Source organism: Methanonatronarchaeum thermophilum, assembly GCF_002153915.1.
Lineage (GTDB): Archaea > Halobacteriota > Methanonatronarchaeia > Methanonatronarchaeales > Methanonatronarchaeaceae > Methanonatronarchaeum > Methanonatronarchaeum thermophilum.
This window is the reverse complement of sequence record NZ_MRZU01000003.1, coordinates 624,350-641,832: the sequence shown is the minus strand read 5'-3', so window position 1 is coordinate 641,832 and position 17,483 is coordinate 624,350. Positions and strand designations below refer to the sequence as shown.

Genomic DNA, 17,483 nt, shown 5'->3' with positions numbered 1-17,483 from the left:
ATAAAATGGAAAACAACAATAAATCGATAAGCACTGGAGAAATAGCAACAGGATGTAAACACTGCAGAAAAGGAGCAAAAGCTGTCCTATTCCTCACAGGAATATGTGACCAAAACTGCTACTACTGCCCAATCTCAAAAAAACGAAAAAACAAAGATAAAACATGGATCAATGAAAAACTAGTAAAAACACCTAAAGACGTATTCATAGAAATAGAAAACATGAATGCCACTGGAACAGGAATAACCGGTGGAGAACCACTACTAAAACAAAAAAAACTATTCAAATACATAAAAACACTAAAAAACCGATATGGGGGAGACCATCACATCCACCTATACACATCAAAACCCCCTAAAACCAAAACAATAAAAAAACTAAGCAAACACGGATTAGATGAAATCAGATACCACATAAAAAACCTAAACCTCCAACCCTACCTCAAACCAATCAAACAATCAACCAAACACATGGAAACAGGAATAGAAATACCCGCCATACCCAACAAAACCAGAGAAATACAAAAAATAATAAACCAAACACACCAACACATAGACTTCTACAACCTAAACGAATTCGAATACTCAGAAACAAACTACAACAAAATCAAACAAAAAAACCACAAACCAATCGGAGAAACCACACACGCAATAAAAAACAGCCGAGAAACAGCAACCAAAATAATAAACCAAAACCAAAACAAACCAATCCACTTCTGCACATCCAACTACAAAGACTCAATCCAACTAAGAAAAAGACTACAAAGAACAGCAAAACAAAAAGCAAAACCATACGACGAAATAACAAAAGACGGAACACTAATAAGAGCAATAATCACCGGAAAACCACCCAAACAAACAAAAAAAATACTAAAAACCCAATACAACGTACCCAAAAACAAAATAGGACAACACAAACAAAAAACAGAAACAGCATGGTGGATAGCAGACCAAATACACATCGAACTACAAACAAAACACCAACTAAAAACAGACATAATCGAAATATACCCAACCTCAAACAGATTCCAAGTACAAAAAATACCACTCAACAAAAAAGAAAACAAAAACAAAAAAGAAAAATAAAGAAAGAGTTTTAGAGTTTTTTACTCGATTTCTATTGCGGCTACGGGACAGTCTTCAACGGCTATATCTATGCAATCTATTTCTTCATCGACCTCGCCTACGTTAACATCCTCGTTTCTATATTCTGTAACGATTTGAGAGATGTCAAGGTCATCTGTCTCAAAAACCTCACTACAGACATCTGAACATATACCACACCCAATACAGGCGTCTTGATCTACAATAATTTTCATAAACACTTCCTCCTAACCAAATATAAAATATCCAACAACATATAGACCTAGTATAATTGAGTTAAGGTTGTTTAGCTATAGGGTAATTGTTGGCTATTTTTGGTACATTGGTTTACGGATTTTTAGGGTTTTCACAAGTTTTTTTAGTGCGACCTGCATTGCGCTTTCTCTGTAGTTTTGTTCGTTTTTTTCGTGTGTTTTTTTAACTTCGTTGTATGCAGTTTTCATTCTGTTGTCAAGTTCGTTATGTAGTTTCTTTTGTCTCCAGTTGTAGTGCTGTGTGTTTTGGATCCACTCGAGGTATGATGCTGTTACTCCACCGGCGTTTGCTAATATATCCGGTATTACTGTGACTCCGGCTTTATTTAGTTTTTTATCGGCTTTTGGAGTTACTGGGTTGTTTGCAGCTTCTATTATGGCTTTAGCTTTTATTTTACTTGCTGTGTCTTTGTCTATGGCGTTTGCTAGTGCTGCTGGAATCAATATATCTAAGTCGTGGGTTATTAGTTGATCGTTGGTTATGTTTGTGGCTTTATCGAAATCAACAACAGAACCTGTCTTTTTTTTCCAATCAATAACTTCTTGTGTTGGCAGTCCATCTCTGTTGTGTATTGCTCCATTAGAGTCACTTACCCCGACAACCTTACTACCCATCATCTCTATGTGTTTTGCAGCTACCTGCCCTACTTTACCAAATCCTTGAATACCGACTGTTACTTCATCGATTGGATAACCAACATCTTTTATATACTCTTTGTATACAGTGGCTACTCCCCGGCCTGTAGCACCTGTTCTTATGGCGGTTCCACCAACTTCAACAGGTTTACCGGTTACTACGGCAGGTGTGTTCTGACCAGTCAGTTCTGAATAACTATCCATCATAACGGCCATGTTTTCAGGTCCAGTGTTAACGTCTGGAGCTGGAATATCTTTTTTAGGACCAATAAAACCGCTTAAACTCTTTATATAAAGTCTTGACAACTCCATTTGTTCTTCATGGCTCATTTTTTTAGGATTACAACAGACGGCTCCTTTAGCCCCTCCAAAAGGCACTCCAACAACAGCGTTTTTAAAAGTCATTGTCTGAGCTAGCTCTAAAGTTTCTTCTATAGATATATTTGGATGGAAACGCACACCACCTTTGTAGGGACCTAATAGGGATGAATGTTGACACCGGATACATCTGTAGGTTTTAGGCTCTCCATCTACAACAAGAGATACATAGCTCTCTAAAACCTTTTCAGGCTTAATAATCCTATCTATAACCGATTCATCAACACCAACTGCCGCACCTGCCTTATGTATATAGCTTGAAAAACCAGTGTCAACCACTTAAACCACCAATACAGAATTGGTGAACAAGACTTAAATAATGCCTTTAACCATTTTTCAATTCCAATTTTATATATTGGGTATAGTTATTTTTTGGTTCGAAAACTTGTTATCTAAAAAAACTCTTTATTGTTCTAGGTTCTAAACCCTTTGAACAATAGGGTTTTGTTGAAGTTTTATTGGTTCAAAGATGATTGGGTTTGTGAGGTAGGTGAATGGAGAATAGAGATTTCGGGGATCCGGATGGGGATGAAGAACGTCCTTTGATGGAGCATATCCTCGAGCTTAGGGACAGAATGGTCGTAACACTGGTCGGCATAATAATACTGTCAGTTATAGCTTTCATATTCTCGTTTGAATTGATTGGTTGGGTTGTTGAACCGGTTATGGATCCAAGCGAGTTGGTTGTCTACGATCCTTTGGAAACTATTTTAATACAGTTTAATTTTTCTTTCATCTTCGCGATCGGTGTTGGCCTGCCTTTAATAATATATGAGGCTTTCAAGTTTATGGAGCCGGGGCTTTTCGAAAATGAAAAGAGGTTTTTTGCATTGATAACTCCTGGGTCGGTGCTGCTTTTCTTCATGGGAGTAGCTGTTGCATATTTCCTGGTTGTACCGGTTGTAGCAAACCTTGTTTTTTATATGGGTGAAGGGGTTGTAGAGCCGGCTATATCGATAGAGCTTGCCTATAACTTTGTTATGTCGATTATAGCGACTTTCGGGTTTTTGTTCCAACTTCCAATAGTAATGTTGCTGGCTATTAAGATCGATTTGATTTCACCGACATTTCTCAAAGACAAACGGATATTCTTTTATATTGGTTTCTTCGTGATAGCGAGCATTGTTTCGCCTGACCCTACACTTGTTTCACAGATGATAGTTACAGTGGTCTTCATAATACTTTATGAAGCAAGTTTAGCGGTGGGTTGGTATCTAACACCTAGAACGGAGCAGGATATCAAGACATTTTTCCGTAAGTTTGAGAGAACAGGTGGTGTTTTTGGAGCAGGGGGTGGATTGCTTGCATGGTATATCGCTATACAGCTAGGGCTTCCATGGTGGATATTGGTTTCTATAGTAGCATTGATATTTTATATTGGCCATAGATTAAGCTTCAAAGTAATATTAAACAACAAAATAATGAATGTGGGTATTTTAGGACCGATAATAGCTGTATTAGCTGGATATACATTGTTGGAGCCCAACGTCAACGAGATCACGTTGATTATAACAACAACCATCTTGATTGTTGGATTGACATACCTACTTGAAACGGTGCAAAAAAAATTAGTTAGATAGAGATAACTATGATAGAGACCAAGGATGGAGTGGTGGTTGCAAGGGAGATTGATGTTGCAGACACATACCTAACGAGAATGAAGGGATTGATGTTCAAACTTAATCCACCAGATGACTATGCGATGGTTTTTATTTTTAAGGAAGAAAAGGAGGTAAATCTCCACATGCTTTTTGTCCCATTCAACATCACGGCTCTTTTTTTAGATGAGAGGGATAGGGTTAGGAAGATTAGTAAGCTGGAGGCATGGAGAGGTAGGGCGAAGGGAGTTGCTCAAAAAATAATTGAAATACCAGAAAAGAACTATAAGGAAGTGGATGTGGGGGAGAAATTGATAATAGATATATAATCTCGATATCTCTTTTGTTCTTTTTTCCCTATATCTTTTTAACTATAAAACACAAAATAACGTTGAGTTTGGGCCGATAGATCAGCGGTAGATCGCGTCCTTGGCATGGACGAGGCCCCGGGTTCGAATCCCGGTCGGTCCATAACCTTTTTCTGTAGATTTGGTTTGGGTTGTGTTTTTTATTTTAGTTTTTTGATGCATTGTTCTGCTACTTTTTTGCCTGATAGTAGCATTCCTTCGAATATTGGACCCATTCTTGGTTTTCCGTGGACTGCGTTTACGGCCATGCCTGTTACGTATAGGCCTGGTAGTACTTCTCCTGTTAGTTCTACGACGTCTTTTTCGCCTTGTTCGGCCCACATGGATTTTTCACCCATTATTTTCCCGGTTTTTGTGTTTAGTTTTTTGTTTATTCGTTCTTGTGCTACTTTAACAAGTTCGCAGTCGTGTCCTGTTGCGTCGATTGTTATTTTTGATTCTATTGTTAGTGGGTCTACGTGTAGTCCGGCTAGGTCTACTGAGCTCCAGTTGATGACTACTCCATTGACTTTGTTTTCTTTGTAGTGTAGGTCTTCTACTGTCATTAGGTTGTATATTTCTGCTCCTGCTTTTACTGCTTCTGCGGCGGTTTGGCCTACGCTTTCTATTGAGTTGGCTATGTAGTAGCCGTCTTGGTATTCTCTGTAGTTTATGTTGAGGTCGTCTAGGATTGGTAGGCTTTTTTCTTTTATGACTATTCGGGGGAACATCATGCCTCCGCCCCACATGCCTCCGCCTACGCTTAGTTTTCTTTCGAATACGGCTGTTTTGATGTCGTTTTCTGCTAGGTATTTTGCTGCTACCATTCCGGCGGGGCCGGCGCCGCCTATTGCTACGTCTACTGATAGTGAGTCGAGGAAGTCTTTGCTGAATTCGTCTATTATTGCTTTTGATACAAATTTATCGTCAACATTCAAGTTTTACACTCTCCAGAACTTAACTGTAATCTAAAATGATTATAGATTTATTCGTGTTGGATTACTATCTTTTTTGGTGTTTTTTTGTTGGGTTAGTTTTATAAACAAAGGATGTTAACCATATGTTAACGAGTTTGTTAAGGAAGGGTTAACATGTATATTGATAAAACAGAAAAAAACATCCAATACCTAAGAACCATCATAAAGAAAAACGGCCACAAAAAACCAATAGGCCCCTCAACAGTAGCAAAAGAACGAAACATAAGCAGAGCAGGCGCATACAAAAAAATGAAAAAACTATCAAAACAAGGATACGGAGACTACATACCAGGAAAAGGCTTCCTAATAACAGAAAAAGGCCTCAAAACAATAAAAAACGAAATAAAAAAACACCACATAGTCGAAAACTTCCTTAGAACACACCTAAACCTAACACCCGAAGAATCCTGCAAAGAATCATACAAAATCGCACCATCATTCAGCGAAAAACTAATCAAAAAAATCGAACAAAACTCCGAAATCAATATGAAATACAGATGCAACTTCCATACACAACAAAAAATCACAAACAAACACCTACCCGAATGCCACTGGATAAAAGAAAAAACACTAAAAATCAAATGAGGCAATCATGAAAATAACAAAAAAACAAACCACCCTAATCACCATAATACTCCTCATAACAATCATAACAGCCGGAACCGCATACATCGCCACCGACGAAATAACCCAACAAGACGCAGACCTCCACATCGCCCTAACAATACCACCACAAACACAAATCGCAGAAAAAATAGGCGGAGACAAAATCACAACAACCACCATGGTACCACCAGGCGAAGACCCACACACAGCCGAACCAAACCCACAAAGACTCCAAGACCTATCCAAAGCAGACATATACTTCAAAATAGGATCAGGACTCGAATTCGAAGATAGACACATGGACACAATAACCGAACAAAACAAAAACATGAAAATAGCCGACTCAAGCCAAAACATAACACTACAGGACATGGAACACACCTGCTGTCCCGACTGCAACCATGATCACGACCATGATCACGACCATAACCATGACTATAAGGACCCTCATATCTGGTTATCCCCATCTAATGTGGTGCAGATGACTGAAAACCTACTTGAGGTTATGGTTGAACTGGACCCTGAAAACGCAGATTACTATGAACAAAACGCGGAACAATATATCTCCAACTTGAAATCTATTGACAATGAAATTAAAACTGGTTTGATGAACCATTCTGAAGAGAAGTTTATGATATTTCATCCAAGCCTCGGATACTTTGCTCACGAATACAATCTAGAGCAGATTCCAATCGAGGAAGAGGGTGAAGAGCCTGGACCGGCCGGTCAACAGCGGATAATTGACCAAGCCAGAGAAGAAGGGATCCAAACCATCTTTGTTTCACCTGAATTCGATCAATCTGCAGCCCAATCGATAGCCGATGAAATCGATGGCGAGGTAGTGCTTCTGAACCCATTAGAGAAAGAACTTGATGATAACCTACTCGATATCTACAACAAGTTGAAGGACTCATTGGAATGAACAGAATTTTTCTAAAACTATTTGGGGTGGTTTTTTGAAGGCTATTGAGTTGAAGAATGTTTCATTGAGTTTTGATGGTGCTGATGCGTTGAAACAGATAGATCTATCGATAGATGAAGGCTCTTTTGTGGGTTTGGTCGGTCCTAACGGTGGGGGGAAAACTACCTTGCTTAAGATAATTTTAGGGTTGATCAAGCCGGATCAGGGAGTTGTTAGTGTGTTTGGACGGCCACCTGAAAAAACACAGGGAAAAATCGGGTATGTACCGCAGTACTCGGATTTCGATCCTGAATTCCCAATAAATGTTAGAGAGGTCGTGGAGATGGGTCGTTTAGGCCGAACCGGGTTTTTCAATAGATTCAGTAAAAAGGATAAAGAGATAGTTCGGGAATCGCTTGAGAAGGTAGAGATGGCCGACCTCATGGACCGCCGGATCTCCGACCTATCCGGTGGTCAACACCAACGAGTTTTGATAGCTAGAGCTCTAGCCACAAGGCCAGAGATATTATTATTGGATGAACCAACAGCCAGTATCGACCAAAAAATAAAAGAGAACATCTATGAATTACTTGAAACCTTGAATGAAAGTGGTATAACCATTTTGGTTTCAACACATGACACAGGTGTTGTCTATTCAAAGATGACTAGCATTGCCTGCATAAACCAAAAAATCGTATATCATGGAGAGGACGAAATACCGCTTGAGGTTTTTGAAGAGGCATACGGCGCTCCTGTTAGCATACTTTCAGATGAACATCCGGACCATCCTGAACTGAATCAAAACGTTGGTGAAAACTAAAATGCTGGAGCTTCTTGAATACACATTTATCCAGAACGCCTTAATCGTTGGTTTCCTTGCATCGATAATATTCGGTTTGGTCGGCACCCTCGTTGTTGTAAAAAGAATAGTTTTCATAAGTGGAGGTATAGCCCACGCATCCTTTGGAGGTGTAGGCATGGCCTTCTTCCTGGGTTGGGATCCACTGGTTGGAGCATTAATCTTCGCAGTAGGCTCCGCAATCTCAATAGGATATATAGGTAGAGAATCTGTTCAAAGAGAAGACACAACAATAGGGATAATATGGGCTGTTGGAATGGCTTTAGGAGCGTTGTTCTATTATCTAACCCCAGGATACCTACCTTCAGCTGAAAGTTTTCTATTCGGGAATATATTGATGATAAGATCGGTAGACGTAACACTACTCGCCATACTAACAGTTATAACCGTTTTGATAATTACCGTTTTTTTCCGAAGGTTCCAAGCAGTCAGTTTCGACGAAGAATTTTCAGAGATAGTTGGAATAAACACAAACTTGATCTACTACCTACTCCTACTAATCGTCTCAATCTCAATCGTGTTACTTCTGAAATTTGTTGGAATAATCTTGGTTATAGCAATGCTATCTATACCTCCAACCATCGCAGGCCTACTAACATACAACCTTAAACACATGATGGTATACTCAACAATATTCTCACTAATATTCACATACCTAGGCTTATCGATATCCTACGCACTTGACATACCATCAGGCCCAACAATAGTTACATTTGCAGGAATAGTGTTCATCGGAGCTTTAATAGGTAATAAAATAGGGGAAAGGCTATCAGAAACCAGTTAAACAAATAAAATAAATAGATATATAAATTTTGTTAGATATTGGATGGGTGTTTGACCTGGATATAGCTGGTGGTATTGTAAAGGTGGTTTGGCGTGATAAAAACGGTTGTTGGACGCCAATCTTGAAGTTGACCCGTGAAGGAGGTTATAGAGAAGTGGAGTTGGTTGTCGGAGATCTAGTTGAGTTTGAGGTTGTTGACAGCCGTGTCTGCACTGGATATTACAGTGATATCGGTCGGTTGGTTCCATGTCCGGAAACCAGGGATATCGTTAGTGGTTCCCAGTGTTTTAGTTGTCGCGAGAGAGATGTATACTCTGATTATGTTATAGGTCGTTCTGCAGCCAGAGTTGATGCTGATTTCTCCGTTTATCTCGTTCAGGCAGGCAGTCAAGTTAAGGTTGGTGTCACACGCTCCGATAAACTTGTGAGGCGATGGCTGGAACAAGGCGGTGATTACGGTGTTGAAGTTAGAGATGGCCTTTCCTCTATGGAGGCATTGGATTTAGAGAAAAAAATCTCTAGAGAGCATGGTGTAAGTCAGACAATACGTAAGGAAGAGAAATTGATTAAGAAACCATGTAAACTAGATAGTTTTATGGGGCCTATCGGTGTTGAAGGCAGGGTTTTAGATTTACAGGAGATTTATAACTATCCGGATAAATTAGGTAGGAAGTTGGTGCGGAAAGGACGGTTTGCTGGTGAGATATACGGGGTTAAGGGACAGTTGATTTCGAACGGAGATCTATGTATCGCCTTAACCTCTGGTAAGAAGATTATAGAGCCATCTCAAACCGCACTTGATTCTTTTTAACTGTTAATTATATCTTTAAATTTTTTGTAGGTTTTATCCAGCTTTCAGGATTTTTTTGCTTTTTCTTTAGCTTTTTTCATCCTCTCTTTAGGCGTATATCCTGTAACCAACTCTAGAAAGTTATCTAAATCTCTCTTTGAATCTAAAGCCTGGCTTGCTTTATCCATGTCGGAGTCTGTGTCTACACGTAGTTTATTCTTTTTGTTTTTGTTCTCCAACACCTCGATCTCAACAGTTTTAAAAGCTTTGTAGTCACTGACAACATAGATATCATTTTCTTTTGTATATTCTCCAAAAATCTCTTCTAAACCATCTTCTACTTTGTCTTTCTTTATATAATGCCCTCTTTTAGCTTCGAAAATCTTTCCATCCATATTTTTCACTCCAGTTTTTATTTACCTAATATAAATAAATTTTTATAAATTGTATTTTACCTTTCAGATAGGTTATTTTTTTATTGTAATAATTACAAAAGGTATTAGTTAGATTGTTTAGAACTGTAGTTTAATATATTGTGTTTGGTGTAGGATGTATTTCGATTTAGGTTTATTTGACCTCTGGACTTACGAACTTTTCACCGTAGCTGGGACCTCTATCAGTCTTAAGGACATAATTATTTTTCTGATAGCTATATTTATAGCGATATTTGTTGCCAGGTGGGGTAGAAATATTTTGAAAGTGGCGTTGAGGCGTAGGGGGTTTGATCAGAAAGAGATTCATCCTTTCGTTAAGATAACCTACTACACACTACTTATCTTTGGTGTTTATGTCGCGTTTAACGTTATTGGGATACCTCTCACAGGTCTGTTAGCCGCTGCAGGTATCGTTGGTATAATACTCGGTTTTGGTTTGCAATCTATCACTGCAAACATGATTTCAGGGATTCTTTTGATGGGTGAAGGAACTGTTAGAATAGGCGATGTTATTGAGTTGGATGGAACTATCGGTGAGGTCTATGATACCGGAATGAGGTCTACGACAATCCGGACCCGTGATAATGTATTTATAATCGTTCCTAACCAGGAGTTGTTTACTAAATCTTTCACCAACTATTCCTATGTTGAAGAGAAGGTTAGGATGGATGTTACGGTAGGTGTTGCATACGGCTCCGATGTCGAGAAGGTAACCAGGATTTTATATGAGGTTGCTGAGGAGATTGAAGGGGTTTTGGAAACACCTGAACCGACAGTTAGGTTTCGAGAGTTCGGTGGATCTTCACTAGAGTTTGTTATAAAATGTTGGGTTAGAGGTCCATTTGAAAGACGAACTGTTAGAAGCCAGATGAACTACCTTATCGATGAAAGATTCCGTGAAGAAGATATAACCATACCGTTCCCACAACGGTCTGTTTGGTTCAAAAACGACTTAAGAACCCAGGAATACAGTGAGGCCAACGAAACATAGTTGGGAGCATAACGTTTTATTGTGTCACAAATAATCTATAAATGGTATGACAGATGACGACAAGAGGTTTCCTGGCGATGACATAAATGGTGGTTTGTTTAGCCATAGAGAGGACCTAGAGACATCGGATTGTAAATACTTCATAAAGTATGTAGAGGGTGGAAGTTTCTCAATGGTATACTGTTCATTGCGAGGTAAGATACATGTTGACTACTGCCTAGATTGTAGGGAGTATACCAATCCTGAAGAGGAACGTGGAATACCAGATCCAAACCCGTTTTAAACCAACCCGGTAGGTAGTAACTAAAATGCCTGAAAAAAACCTGATTCCAATAGATATAGAGGATGTGTGTGTAACCGAGACAACTGAAGGTATAGCTCCAGTAGTTGTATTGAAAACAAAAGAAAACAAATATATGAAGGTATACGTAGGGCTATCCGAAGCTATATCGATAGATAAAGGACATAGAGGGATGGAACTCAAAAGGCCATATTCACATGACCTAATAATCGATTTGTTAGATAAGGTTGGAGCCAACGCTGAGAAAGCAATAATCGACGAACTGGAAGGCGGTGTTTTTTTCGCACAACTCACCCTACTTAAAAAAGGAAAGGAACTCAACATAGATGCACGTCCAAGCGACTGCATGGCCCTGTCAACCAGATGCAAAACACAGTTGTATACAAAACCAAAAATAATAGAAGAGGTAGGAAAGGATAAAGAGGAGATAGAAGACCTAAAACCATTCCATGAATACCTATAAAAAAATACCTATAAAAAAATATACTGTTGTTTCTGGTTTTTAGGGTTTTTGTTTTTTTTTGTAGTGTTTTTAGGTTTTGAATCTTAGTAGTGCGGCTATTCCGCCGAGTGCTTCGAGTTTTTCGCCTGGTTCGAATTTGCTGCTTATGACTGTGTTTTCTCCTCCTTGTTGTGTTGTTTTTTCTAGTAGGTTTTCGATTTCTGTTCCTTCTTGTCTTTTTTCTCGGAGTGTGTTTTCGGTTATTATTAGTTTTTTTACTGCGCCGAGTTTTATTGCTCTTTCGACTTCTTCTTTTCCATAGGTGGCTTTTCCGTTTTTTGCTATTTCTGTTAGTAGTTTGTCTATTAGGTTTGCTTCTTGTGTTATTCTTGATTCTTTCCATATTCGTTGTATTGCTCCTCGTTTTATGGCTTCGTGTATTCCGCCTTCTCCTCCGCTTGATGTGTCTTCTTTAACTATTTTTTGTTTTAGTTCTGGTGTTTTGTCGATTAGGTATTTGTATAGGTCGTCTTTTGTGAATCCAGGGCCTGCGAGAACGATGTTGTTTATGTTTTTTGTTTGGGTGGTTCTTTTTAGGATTTTGTTTATTTCTCCGAAGAAATCTTTTCTTTTGTTTGTGGAGCCGTCTAGGTTTTTTCCTGAACCTGATTTGATTGTTGTTGTTTCTCCTATGCCGTGTCGCTGTATGGTTCCAAGGGTTGCTTCGCCTTCTTCTATAGCTATTACCAGTATGTTTGGTTTTTTTGATTCTTTTACAGCTGTTTCTATACGTTCTAGTTGGTCTTTTTTCCAGTTTTCTTTCTTGATTGTGAGTTGTTTGTTTTCTTCGACGTTGATTGTGTGGTGTCTTCCTATGTAGTCTTCTTTTCCTTCACGTATTTCTCCGCTTATTCTTAGTCTGTTTGAGAAATCTTGGTATTCTATCTCGTTTACTTCGATTGTTAGTTTTATGGCTTGTTTTTTACGTCCTTCTGGCCTTATTTTATCGTCTGCGTCTTCTGGACTGCGGAATGTTAGTGAACGTACGTAATCGCCGTTTTCTATTATGTTGCGTATTGTCCAGTAGTCGTCTACGTTTTCTGGAACTATTTTTAGTACTCCTTCTTCAAGGTTTTTATGACGAATCTGCATTTTGTATCTCCACGTCTCCTGGTGGTATGTGTCGGTCTATTTCTGTTGGTTTGGCTATTTTTTTTATTAGGTCGCGGTCTTCAGGTTTGCATGTTTGTAGGAAGTGTTTTTGTATTTTTTCTGCGGCTTCCATCCGGTCGGTGTCTCCTGGTTTTAGGTTTATTTTGTATTCGCTGTGTGTTTTTATGCTTGATGGGGGTCCTCCGATCACTCTTGTTTGTTCTTGGATTTGGATTCCAACTGAGTGTTTTAGTGGTGTGTTTCGGTAGTATTCTCTTTCTCCTCGGATTACGAAGCCTCCTTTGCCAACGTATTCACCGCTTTCTGGTGTTTTGGTTACTTGGTGGGGTGATACACTGTATACGTCTGTTGAGTAGTATTTTTTCCATGCATTTGAGTTGGATGCTGCGAAAACTGCTGCTTCTTCTTTGGTTGTTTCTGGAATTTTTTTACCCATAGATTTGATTACGACGGCTGGAGCTCCCTCCATCTGTGTGTGGAAGAACAGGTCGTTGTCGTCCATGTGTTTTTTAACTATCTCTTCGTTCTGTGTTGCGTTTCTACCGGCTATAACTAAAAAACCATCTGAGCTTTTGAACCAACGGTATTTATCGTACCACATGTTTTTTTTACGAACTTTTCTTTGTGGGATTTCACGTGTCTTGAACTCTTCTATGTCTTTCTTTTTAAGTTCATCGATCAATTCCTGGGTTTTTTCTGCGGCTTTACGCGCTCCCTTGCTCTTTCGCTTCATTTTTTTAGCTTTTTGGTAGGTTTTTTGGGCATTTTTCTCTATAGATTTACGTATATCTATTGTGACCTGTTTGTCATCGAGTTTAACAACCAACTCACCTTTGTTCTCATTGATCTCTTTAACTATGTTAGCAGGTTCCAATTCTTTTTCTTTCGCTTGTCGAAATTTATCTTTAATATCACTCCAACTATAGTTCTCTCTTGCATCCCTGATTGTGTTAAGTATCTCTTTAAGCTGTGTGAAATAGGCGTAGATTAGGTCTCCTTTCTCAATCCCCTCATGATACTGGTTCATATATTTCTTTGCAGTACCTAACTGTCCTTTTTTACGTCCCTCCAACCCCTCAAGTTTCTCTCTATATTTATTTTTCTTCTCTTCCTCCAACTCCTGTATCTCATCCTTGCTGAAAAACTCATCCAAAGCGGTGTTAAACGAATCAAAATCACTTGTCTTCATGTCTTGATATATCTCGAGCTTTAAAGGAACAACATCAACCTTACCATCATCTTCAACAATCTGTGGATCGATATCTCCACTTCTAATCGAACTTGCAATACTGGATAAAGCGTTGTACAAACGCTCTAACTCACTATCACCAACAACAGATACATCCTTGTTTTTCTCAACCCCCGACCTAAGACATATCTCTTCGGCGTAGGTACCACCGATATTGAGTTTTGTGGCTAAAGTCCTAACAACATCGGAGTCAGAACCACTGAAAATCTCTTTAAAACCACCTAACTCAAGCTCCAATGGATTTTCATTGCTCGGAGGATATTCATAACGATCCCCCCGCTTTATACGCCTGTCCCGGAAACTCTTCCTCTTTAATGGAGCAATAATCTCACCACCAGATGTCAGTATCACATTACCCTCACCAAACAACTCAGCAACCAAAGTCATCTCCTCACCACCCCTCTCAATATCTATCTCAACAATACGATCAAAATCATATTGACGCACACCTGTAATCACACCACCCTTCGTGTGTTTACGTAGAACCATAGGGAAGTTAGGGGGTCGTTCCGGAGCAGGCCGTGGATACTCGGTAAAATGAATCCGCTCACCAGCAACAATCAAAAGATTAGCCTTACCATGCATGTGATGATACAGCTTAATCAAAACCTCATTCTCAGTCAATTGATAAGACTTCTCAACCCTCGCATCAACAAACCTACCTAACTCACTCTGAATAGCAGCAACATCAACACTAGTCATACGCTCTTTCATAAAAACACCAAAAACCTACAACCATATTCATCCTCGAACCAAATTAGTTTTAACACAAACCCAAACCAACTCAATCCTTTTACCCAGGCTTGCTAAATTCAATAAAGAGAGAAGCCAACCATTGGAGCTATACAAAAAACCCAATCAACCTTTGATATACTCCATATAGATGGTTTTAGACAAACCATGCAACTTAACCCGAATTTCAGTGCTTATCAATAATAAGACTCCAAAGTAGACCAATGTACCTAAAACAACCAAAAAGATAGTTTCGAAAAACAACAATGGAGATAGAACTATCGAAAGTGGATATAAAGCAAGACCCATAATTAAAGCAGCGAAAACCTCTTTACCAAGCTCTCTAAAAGGCAATTTAATACTTATCAACCTATTCAAATAATAATAGGCTATCAAAGCCGCCACAGTAATCGAGAAAGCTGTTGCGACAGCCGCTCCAACCCAACCAAACAGATAAACTAAAACGAAATTCAACGACAGATTCAAAACTAAGAAAACAACATAAACCCTGAAAGATAGGTCAGGCCTATCCATACCATTGATTATTTTCGTCATAGAAGATTTGAATGTATTACCTATGCGTGCTAAAATCAATATAGTCAGAACTATATAACCAATTGTGAACTCCTCACCATAAAGCCTCAAAACACCTTCACCTACCACTGCAGCTCCAACCAAACCTGGGAACGCGATGATAGGCACATAAATCAACGCCTCCTCAATGATGTCTCTAATTTCATCTACCTTCCCTTTTGACGCTAAATGACTGACATTAGGAAATAAAACCGAACCGATAGCACCTGCCACGAAATAGAACAACCCTGAAATACTCCAAGCAACCTCATAAATACCGATATAAGCAGGAGCCACAAACAACCCTAAAACGATTGTGTCGGTCCAACTAAACGCCTTACTCTCAATCGACCCCAACCAACTATACTTAGAATAATCAAAAATACTTTTAAAATGCCTTTTAGAAGGCAGTTTAAGCCTAATCGAAATAAGAAACAAACCTACAGCCAAAGCAGCTAGATACCCCACAACATACCCAACAACCAACCCGAACACACCGGCTCCAGCCGTTAACAAAACAACCCACAAACCAACCCTAACCGAATCACTAACAAGCGAAAGAGATTTACCAGTAGCTACACGCCTCTCACCCTTCAAAGCATACTTAATTGGTTTTTTAAAAACCTTGAAAAGTAAAACTATGAATATAAAGTAGTAGGCCGGTTCATAACCTATGAAACCTATAATCTCATCTTTAAATATTAATGCAATAGATATGGTCACCAGATAGAGACCTAAATTCATCAAAAAAGCAGCACCCAAAAACTCACCCTGCTCCCGACCTTCACTCACACGCTTAGTTGTGGCACTTCCAATACCAAAACTGGTGAACAACGACAAACCCGAAACAACCGCTGTAAACAAATAAAAAACACCAAGCCCCTCAGCACCAACAACCCTCGCAGCATACCAAGTACCTAAAAAACCAATTACTGCAACAAATATCTTTATTAAGAAAACAGCGATCGAAGATTTTGCCAGTCTCATTGATTTAACCAGTCCCAATCAAAACTATACCTAAAAACTTTAACCTAAAAGTAATTTATTTTCTATAAAATAAAGCCAATGCAAAAACCCAAACAACATATACAATTATACCAATACCTACCTGTTTTTTTGTTTTAAGTCTCAGGATTTTAAGAACTTAATCGAACGGATTGGATGTTTTATAAGGAATTTAGGAACACTATAACAATCACTTGACCTAACCCCATCAAACACACCCATCCTCCTAACAAACCTTTGGTAATCCTTCTTCCTAAGTACTGCCATTTTTTTACGCACTGTATGGTTGTTTTGTTTTTCAACCCAAACAGGATATTTATCAAGACTATCTTTTTTAACCGCTTTTGAAAGACAGTAAGCAGTGGATACCGCTCCACCAATACCTTCACCAGTCAACGGATCCATAACACCAGCAGCATCCCCAACCCTCGCCAACCAACCACCATCCTTTTTTTGAATAAGCCTGTTCCTCCTACCTCTAACATCCTTCAAAAAATAAGTATAATCAAAATAACCTCCCCCATGCTTCACCTTAAAACCAACCTCAAAAGGCAGTTCACCAACATAACTATCAAGCACACCCTCACCAACATCACCACCAAACTCACCACAACCAATATTAGCAAAACCATCCTCCATAGGAAAAACCCAATAATAACCATCTAAACTTTGTCTATAATCAAAAATAACCCTATTAGATAACTTAGAAAAATCACCTTTATACACACCATACACAGCACTACCCAACCTATAGCGAGCACCACCAGCATCAACAACTAAATCACTATCCAAAGACTCCACATCCACCTCCTCACCAAAAACCAAATCAACATCACAGAGATCATCAATCACCTTCTCCTGCCAACCAACCCTATCAATAATCCAAAAAAAATCATCATGCTCCACACTAACCTTCCTAACACCAAAATCCCCCTTAAACCTCCAAACCGAACTACCCACCTCACAACGAACAAACGACCGAACCTCATCACTCACCAAACCCAAAACACCACGCAAATCAATAAAACCCCCACCACAATCCACCCTATACCTCTCCCTACTACGCCTCTCAAAAACCCGAACATCAACACCAGGAACCCTATCCAAATACCTAGCAGTCAACAAACCAGACAAACCACCACCAACAATAGACACATCCCTAACAACCAAAATCAACAACCCCCCAAACCAAAACAAACTAACAACATAAATAGAGATATCTACATCAAAAAGTTTTAACCTTTCCGATAAACCACACCAAAAAAACCAAAATAAAACCAAAACCAAAATAAAGCCAAATCTAAAACTAAAAATAAAGACGAAGCGAAAAATAGATATAGATAAAAAGAA

Annotated in this window: 19 protein-coding genes and 1 tRNA gene; 12 read left to right on the top strand and 8 right to left on the bottom strand. The window is 39.0% G+C overall.

The features are described from left to right. Positions 1–5: 5 nt before the first annotated feature. Positions 6–1,085, top strand: coding sequence for a radical SAM protein (locus tag AMET1_RS04420; RefSeq protein ID WP_086637259.1), 1,080 nt, complete (start codon positions 6–8; stop codon positions 1,083–1,085). A 20-nt stretch (positions 1,086–1,105) separates the two neighbouring features. On the opposite strand, the gene AMET1_RS04415 is transcribed toward AMET1_RS04420, so the two are convergent. Both AMET1_RS04415 and AMET1_RS04410 read right to left on the bottom strand, forming a co-directional pair. Next, a complete protein-coding gene (locus AMET1_RS04415; RefSeq protein ID WP_086637258.1) occupies positions 1,106–1,318 on the bottom strand; it encodes a ferredoxin in 213 nt (70 codons plus the stop codon). Positions 1,319–1,411: 93 nt separating this feature from the next. Further along, complete coding sequence (locus AMET1_RS04410) at positions 1,412–2,650, bottom strand: Glu/Leu/Phe/Val family dehydrogenase (RefSeq protein WP_086637257.1); 1,239 nt, start codon at positions 2,648–2,650, stop codon at positions 1,412–1,414. 215 nt (positions 2,651–2,865) lie between these two features. On the opposite strand from AMET1_RS04410, the gene tatC reads away from it, so the two are divergent. The 3 genes from tatC (at position 2,866) to AMET1_RS04395 (ending at position 4,440) form a co-directional block, all read left to right on the top strand. Further along, the gene (tatC, locus tag AMET1_RS04405) at positions 2,866–3,951 is read left to right on the top strand and encodes a twin-arginine translocase subunit TatC (RefSeq protein WP_086637256.1); all 1,086 of its coding nucleotides are present in this window, start codon (positions 2,866–2,868) and stop codon (positions 3,949–3,951) included. 8 nt (positions 3,952–3,959) lie between these two features. Next, positions 3,960–4,298: a DUF192 domain-containing protein gene (locus AMET1_RS04400; protein ID WP_086637255.1), complete on the top strand. Its 339-nt coding sequence runs from the start codon at positions 3,960–3,962 to the stop codon at positions 4,296–4,298. Positions 4,299–4,368: 70 nt separating this feature from the next. Then, a tRNA-Ala gene (locus tag AMET1_RS04395) sits at positions 4,369–4,440 on the top strand. A 37-nt stretch (positions 4,441–4,477) separates the two neighbouring features. On the opposite strand, the gene AMET1_RS04390 is transcribed toward AMET1_RS04395, so the two are convergent. Then, positions 4,478–5,254: a sulfide-dependent adenosine diphosphate thiazole synthase gene (locus AMET1_RS04390; protein ID WP_086637254.1), complete on the bottom strand. Its 777-nt coding sequence runs from the start codon at positions 5,252–5,254 to the stop codon at positions 4,478–4,480. 153 nt (positions 5,255–5,407) lie between these two features. Here AMET1_RS04390 and AMET1_RS04385 point away from each other — a divergent pair, with 153 nt between their 5' ends. From AMET1_RS04385 to AMET1_RS04365, 5 genes are read left to right on the top strand one after another with little or no spacing between them, the layout of a single operon-like run. Next, complete coding sequence (locus AMET1_RS04385; RefSeq protein WP_086637253.1) at positions 5,408–5,878, top strand: metal-dependent transcriptional regulator; 471 nt, start codon at positions 5,408–5,410, stop codon at positions 5,876–5,878. A 7-nt stretch (positions 5,879–5,885) separates the two neighbouring features. Beyond that, positions 5,886–6,821 (top strand): metal ABC transporter solute-binding protein, Zn/Mn family, encoded by a 936-nt coding sequence (locus AMET1_RS04380; RefSeq protein WP_086637252.1) that lies wholly within the window; start codon positions 5,886–5,888, stop codon positions 6,819–6,821. Positions 6,822–6,855: 34 nt separating this feature from the next. After that, positions 6,856–7,620, top strand: coding sequence for a metal ABC transporter ATP-binding protein (locus tag AMET1_RS04375; RefSeq protein WP_086637251.1), 765 nt, complete (start codon positions 6,856–6,858; stop codon positions 7,618–7,620). A 1-nt stretch (position 7,621) separates the two neighbouring features. Next, a complete protein-coding gene (locus AMET1_RS04370) occupies positions 7,622–8,443 on the top strand; it encodes a metal ABC transporter permease (protein WP_201721276.1) in 822 nt (273 codons plus the stop codon). Positions 8,444–8,489: 46 nt separating this feature from the next. Further along, positions 8,490–9,254 (top strand): DUF2797 domain-containing protein, encoded by a 765-nt coding sequence (locus AMET1_RS04365; RefSeq protein WP_161490765.1) that lies wholly within the window; start codon positions 8,490–8,492, stop codon positions 9,252–9,254. A 44-nt stretch (positions 9,255–9,298) separates the two neighbouring features. Here the strand turns inward: AMET1_RS04365 and AMET1_RS04360 are convergent, their stop codons facing one another. Next, positions 9,299–9,628 (bottom strand): DUF5611 family protein, encoded by a 330-nt coding sequence (locus tag AMET1_RS04360; protein ID WP_086637249.1) that lies wholly within the window; start codon positions 9,626–9,628, stop codon positions 9,299–9,301. A gap of 304 nt (positions 9,629–9,932) precedes the next feature. Between AMET1_RS04360 and AMET1_RS04355 the strand changes: the two genes are divergently transcribed. The 3 genes from AMET1_RS04355 to AMET1_RS04350 are packed head-to-tail and all read left to right on the top strand — an operon-like array spanning position 9,933 to position 11,422. After that, positions 9,933–10,658: a mechanosensitive ion channel family protein gene (locus AMET1_RS04355; protein ID WP_236629439.1), complete on the top strand. Its 726-nt coding sequence runs from the start codon at positions 9,933–9,935 to the stop codon at positions 10,656–10,658. Positions 10,659–10,704: 46 nt separating this feature from the next. Then, positions 10,705–10,941: a hypothetical protein gene (locus tag AMET1_RS07790; RefSeq protein WP_143406843.1), complete on the top strand. Its 237-nt coding sequence runs from the start codon at positions 10,705–10,707 to the stop codon at positions 10,939–10,941. 25 nt (positions 10,942–10,966) lie between these two features. Then, the gene (locus AMET1_RS04350) at positions 10,967–11,422 is read left to right on the top strand and encodes a bifunctional nuclease family protein (protein WP_086637247.1); all 456 of its coding nucleotides are present in this window, start codon (positions 10,967–10,969) and stop codon (positions 11,420–11,422) included. Between the two features lie 69 nt (positions 11,423–11,491). Here the strand turns inward: AMET1_RS04350 and AMET1_RS04345 are convergent, their stop codons facing one another. From AMET1_RS04345 to AMET1_RS04330, 4 genes are all read right to left on the bottom strand, one after another. Then, the gene (locus AMET1_RS04345; protein WP_086637246.1) at positions 11,492–12,553 is read right to left on the bottom strand and encodes an mRNA surveillance protein pelota; all 1,062 of its coding nucleotides are present in this window, start codon (positions 12,551–12,553) and stop codon (positions 11,492–11,494) included. Continuing rightward, entirely contained in the window at positions 12,537–14,537 is a 2,001-nt protein-coding gene (rqcH, locus tag AMET1_RS04340; RefSeq protein WP_086637245.1) for a ribosome rescue protein RqcH, read from the bottom strand. Before rqcH ends, AMET1_RS04345 begins: the two co-directional genes overlap by 17 nt. A gap of 144 nt (positions 14,538–14,681) precedes the next feature. Beyond that, positions 14,682–16,115 (bottom strand): oligosaccharide flippase family protein, encoded by a 1,434-nt coding sequence (locus AMET1_RS04335; RefSeq protein ID WP_086637244.1) that lies wholly within the window; start codon positions 16,113–16,115, stop codon positions 14,682–14,684. Between the two features lie 141 nt (positions 16,116–16,256). Continuing rightward, on the bottom strand, positions 16,257–17,309 hold the full coding sequence (locus tag AMET1_RS04330) for an NAD(P)/FAD-dependent oxidoreductase (protein WP_143406842.1): 1,053 nt from the start codon (positions 17,307–17,309) through the stop codon (positions 16,257–16,259). Positions 17,310–17,483 lie beyond the last annotated feature (174 nt).